Origin of the sequence: Photobacterium lucens, assembly GCF_009873615.1 — a bacterium.
Lineage (GTDB): Bacteria > Pseudomonadota > Gammaproteobacteria > Enterobacterales > Vibrionaceae > Photobacterium > Photobacterium lucens.
This window is the reverse complement of the sequence record NZ_SSMG01000245.1, coordinates 7,612-12,542: the sequence shown is the minus strand read 5'-3', so window position 1 is coordinate 12,542 and position 4,931 is coordinate 7,612. Positions and strand designations below refer to the sequence as shown.

The 4,931-nt window shown below is 39.4% G+C and carries 4 protein-coding genes; all 4 read right to left on the bottom strand.

The features are described 5' to 3' along the window. Window positions 1-192: 192 nt before the first annotated feature. A complete protein-coding gene (gene phaC / locus E5A76_RS10715; protein WP_053988706.1) occupies window positions 193-1,968 on the bottom strand; it encodes a class I poly(R)-hydroxyalkanoic acid synthase in 1,776 nt (591 codons plus the stop codon). Window positions 1,969-2,087: 119 nt separating this feature from the next. Next, window positions 2,088-2,438 carry a phasin family protein gene (locus tag E5A76_RS10710; RefSeq protein ID WP_005364186.1) on the bottom strand — a complete coding sequence of 117 codons (351 nt, stop codon included), beginning with the start codon at window positions 2,436-2,438 and terminating at the stop codon, window positions 2,088-2,090. A 66-nt stretch (window positions 2,439-2,504) separates the two neighbouring features. Continuing rightward, on the bottom strand, window positions 2,505-3,710 hold the full coding sequence (locus tag E5A76_RS10705) for an acetyl-CoA C-acetyltransferase (protein ID WP_053988705.1): 1,206 nt from the start codon (window positions 3,708-3,710) through the stop codon (window positions 2,505-2,507). 56 nt (window positions 3,711-3,766) lie between these two features. Then, the gene (locus E5A76_RS10700; RefSeq protein ID WP_053988704.1) at window positions 3,767-4,507 is read right to left on the bottom strand and encodes an SDR family oxidoreductase; all 741 of its coding nucleotides are present in this window, start codon (window positions 4,505-4,507) and stop codon (window positions 3,767-3,769) included. Window positions 4,508-4,931: the final 424 nt, after the last annotated feature.

The window sequence follows — 4,931 nt, the reverse complement described above, 5'->3', positions numbered from 1 at the left end:
ACATAATATTGAAGATTATGTTTAAAACTCACATTACAATTAACAATGCGCCAATATATTTAATACTTAAGTGACGCAAAGAATTATCACTATTATATACATTAATTCAAAAATAGCTGACTTCTAAGTAAAATTTTATGTCAAAAAAAAGCTCAGCATCTATGATGCTGAGCTTTTAAAAATATACGGTACTTATTTTAAAGGTAGTGTCTCTTTAACATATTCACCTGGTGCAAGATATAGCGGCTTGTTATTTTCACTACCAATATCTCTTGCAGGCACTTTCTCTTTCTTATTAAAGTCACCCAACCAAGTATCCCAATGAGACCACCAAGAACCATCCTGACGTTGGGCATTCTCTAGCCAAACTTCAGGATTTTCATCTTGTTTATCACTTAGCCAAAAACCATATTTATTTTTCTTAGGATGGTTAACAATCCCTGCAATATGACCAGACTCACCCAGTACAAAGGTAGATTTGCCACCTAATTGTTGTGCACCGCGATAAGTACCTTGCCATAATGCAATATGGTCTTCTTGAGTTGAAATAAAGTAAGTTGGCACCTTGATCTTTGACAAATCAATATAAACACCACCAATCTTTATCCCTTTATTATCGACTAACTTATTATTCAAGTAGAACTCACGTAAAAGAGTACCGTGACATGCAGCTGTCACATTTGTACTATCGCCGTTCCAATATAGTAAATCGAAATCAATTGGACTATTACCTTTTAGGTAATTATTAACATAATAATTCCAGTAAAGGCTATTTTCACGTAACAAGCTAAATGTCACGCTTAATGAACGTCCATCCATATAACCATTAATATCATTCTGCGCTTCAATCGCTGATATTAAAGGCTCATTAATATAGGCACCTATTTCACCAGGCTGTGAGAAATCTAACAACGTAGTAAAGAATGTTGCTGATTTAATACGGTTACGCATACGCTTCGCAGCATAGTAAGCCAGCGTAGTCGCTAATAACGTACCACCTATACAGTAGCCTGCGGCATTAATTTGTTTTTCGCCTGTAATGTCTTCAATCACATCAACAGCTGGGATAACGCCATCAAGTACGTAATTAGAAAAATCAATATCGCGCTGAGCAGCCCCAGGGTTACGCCAAGACATCATAAATACCGTGTGGCCTTGTTCAACAAGCCAGCGCACCATTGAATTATTTTCACGTAAATCAAGGATGTAATATTTATTGATAAATGGCGGAACAATAAGCAAAGGTGTGCTATTTACTGTTTCAGTTAATGGCTTATATTGAATAAGTTCAAATAGCTCATTTTTGAAAACAACTTCACCATCGGTGTTAGCAATATTGACACCCAGTTGGAATGCATCACTATTAGTCATGCGAATTTTTAACACATCCGCACTGCTCTGCATGTCTTCTTGCAACAACTCCATACCCTTCACTAAGTTTTCACCGTTAGTCGCAACAGTCAGCTTAGCTAGCTCAGGGTTAGTGGTGATAAAGTTCGTTGGTGACAATGCGTTAATAGCTTGACGAGAAAAGAAACTTAAACGCTCTTTTGCTTTTTCGTCAACGCCTTCAATCGAATCAATCGCATTACGCATGGTGTCACTGAAGAGCAAATATGATTGCTTAATATAATTATAAAACGCTTCGTTTTCCCATGCAGGATCACAAAAGCGCTTATCATCTTTCGCTGGCTTAATTAATGATTGCCCACCATCGGCTGATGGCATCGCAATATTTTGCCAAATTTTTACTTGTTTTTCCCACCAGTCCATTTGGACTTTCGCTAATGCTGCTGGTTGTGCTGCTGCCTTTTCAATAAATTCAGCGGTATCTTCCAGATTAATCTCATTAAGCGCTTTGTTTAATGGGGTGTTCATGGCTGCCTTGCCGGAGTCTAACTCCTTCCACCATAGCTGGTTCATATCTTGGAGCTTGGCAAAGTAGTCCGAAAAGAAGTGATTGTTCATAACAAAAACCCTACACTTGGACTAATTCAATCACACTTCACGACCATTAGGCCCAGCATAATTGAGATAAGCTATAACAAAGATAGTCGTCCCCTAATGAGGACGACTAAAGATAAACCTTAAGCTACTGGTGTTGCTTTTTTTACGTTATCAGCAACAAGCTCTTCTACTTCTGTTTTAAATGATTGAGCAACAGCGTTGAATTTATTGCTATCATCAATAAGTTGCTTAGAAAGCTTAGTTAGTGTTTCAAGCTGCTGGCTGTTAAATGCAGTTAGAGATTGGATATCTTTAACTTCGCTTACCGCTTTAAGTTGAGATAGGCCTAAATCGCTATATGCACGAACTGCAGCAAGTTGAAGCTCAGTTAGCTCTTCAACATTTTTAGTGAATAGCTTGTTGAATTTAACGTATGGTGCTAGTGATTTTTCAGTTTGCTCAGAGAACGACTTAAACATTTCCGTATACATAGATCTTTCCTCATTGATAGTAATAAAGCGCCACACATTCATATGTAGCGCCGATTTTTTAGTAAATTAAACGCGCTTTAGGATGACAGCAGTACCCATACCGCCACCTACACATAAAGTTGCAATACCATATTGATCTTCACGACGACGCATCTCATGCAACAGACTCACTAAGATACGGTTACCTGAGGCACCAAGTGGGTGACCTAATGCAATCGCACCACCGTTGACGTTTGCACGTTCAACTAAATCTTCTACTTTCGCATTCGTTTCTTTTGCTACTTCATAAAGCACGCCTAGTGCTTGACCAGCAAAAGCTTCGTTGAACTCAAGACGCTCAACTTTATCAATTGATAATTGTGCTTTATCTAACGCTTTTAGTACCGCAGGAACAGGGCCAAGACCCATAATTTCAGGTGCGATACCTGCCTGAGCGTAGCTTTCAATTTCAGCAAGCGGTGTTAGGTTGTACTTATTAACAGCAGCTTCAGAAACAACAATAATGGCACTACCACCATCGTTAATACCTGATGCATTACCTGCTGTTACCGAACCATCACGCTTAAATGCTGGACGTAGTTTCGCTAAACCTTCGATTGATGCGTTTTGTTTCGGATACTCATCGGTATCAACAACCACTGTCTCACGACGACCAACGACTTCTACTGGTGTAATTTCATCAACAAATTTACCTTGCTCGATAGCAGCTACAGCTTTTTGCTGACTTGCTAAGGCAAAGTTATCTTGTTGTTCACGAGTAAGACCAACTTTCTCAACTACGTTCTCAGCCGTCACACCCATGTGATAATTATTGAAGGCATCTGTTAAGCCATCAGAAATCAATAGATCACTTAGCTCCAGAGCTCCCATTTTTTGTCCATCACGAATTTTTGATGATGCACAGAAAGGAATTTGAGACATGTTTTCCGCACCAGCAGCAACGACGATATCGGCATCGCCTGCTTTAATGTGCGCAGCTGCATCCATCACAGCTTTCATACCACTACCACACACCATGTTTAGTGTGTATGCAGGTACCTCATTAGGGATCCCTGCTTTTAGTGCCGCTTGACGACCAGGTCCCATACCTTGACCTGCGCCAACAACGTTACCAAAAATGACTTCATCAATTGCTTCTACAGGAATTGATGTTTCCGCCAATGCACCTTTAATTGCAGCAGCACCAAGCTCTGCAGCAGTTACTGATTTCAATGCGCCACCAAAACTTCCGATTGGTGTACGTTTTGCAGCAACGATAAATACCCTAGCCATGTTATTTCGCGTCCTTACTTAATGAGTTCAAATATAAATAATCATTCAATCATTGATTAGTGCATGTACAAGCCGCCATTCACTGACAATGTTTCGCCAGTAATGTATGCCGCTGCATCACTTGCTAAAAATGTCACCGCTGCAGCTACTTCTTGTGGTAGTGCTAAACGACGCATAGGAATTTCAGCTTTGATTGAATCTAGAACTTCTGGTTTGATCGCTTCAACCATAGGTGTACCTGTGTAACCAGGAGCAACTGCATTTACCGTTACACCAGATCGTGCACCTTCAGCAGCCAGTGCTTTAGTAAAACCAATCATGCCAGCTTTTGCAGCAGAGTAATTAGCTTGACCAAATTGCCCCTTCAGACCGTTAACAGATGTGATGTTGATAATGCGTGCATTACCTTTTTTACACATTGAGTCAAATAGTGGCTGAGTTACGTTAAACAGGCTGTTTAAGTTAGTGTTAATTACTGCATTCCATTGATCAGCAGTCATACGCTTAAACGTTGTATCTTTCGTGATACCTGCGTTGTTAACTAGCACATCAATGTGACCTTCTTCTTGAAGCAATGTCGCAAGCGCTTCTTGACAGTAGTTTGTATCAGTCACGTCTAGTGGAAACAGGCGAACAGACTCCGGTGAATAGTTATTTGCAGCAAACCACTCCTGCGCTGCCTTTTCACCTGTTGGGTAGTACGTTGCAACCACACGAAAACCTGCATCAACTAGTGCTTGAGTGATCGATGAACCAATACCACCTTTTGCACCTGTAACTAATGCGACTTTACTCATTTAAGGCTCCTTCCTTACTCTTTATTTATTCAGTCGTACGCTTTATTTACTTAAAGCTTATTTCATTAATTTAACAACTCAGTCTTATGAGCCATCAGTGTCGTTCTATTCAAACTGGTACACATACTGAACTCGATATAATACAGATATATTACAAACCCGTTGCATATTTAATATAACAACACAGATGCATATCAATGGCAAGAAAGGAATTAACAAAAATGGTGATATTTCATATCAGTATTAACAACTTGGTCAATATAGGCTGTTGCACTAGATGATTTTTAACAACAAGAAACCATAAGCGCTTAGTTGCACTTTGTCGGTTGTTTTTTATATGCATTAAAAACAGCTAGTTACCCAACATCACGATCTCACACTTAAAACAATGTTAAGAAATGGTAATAATTGCGTTTCATATCAA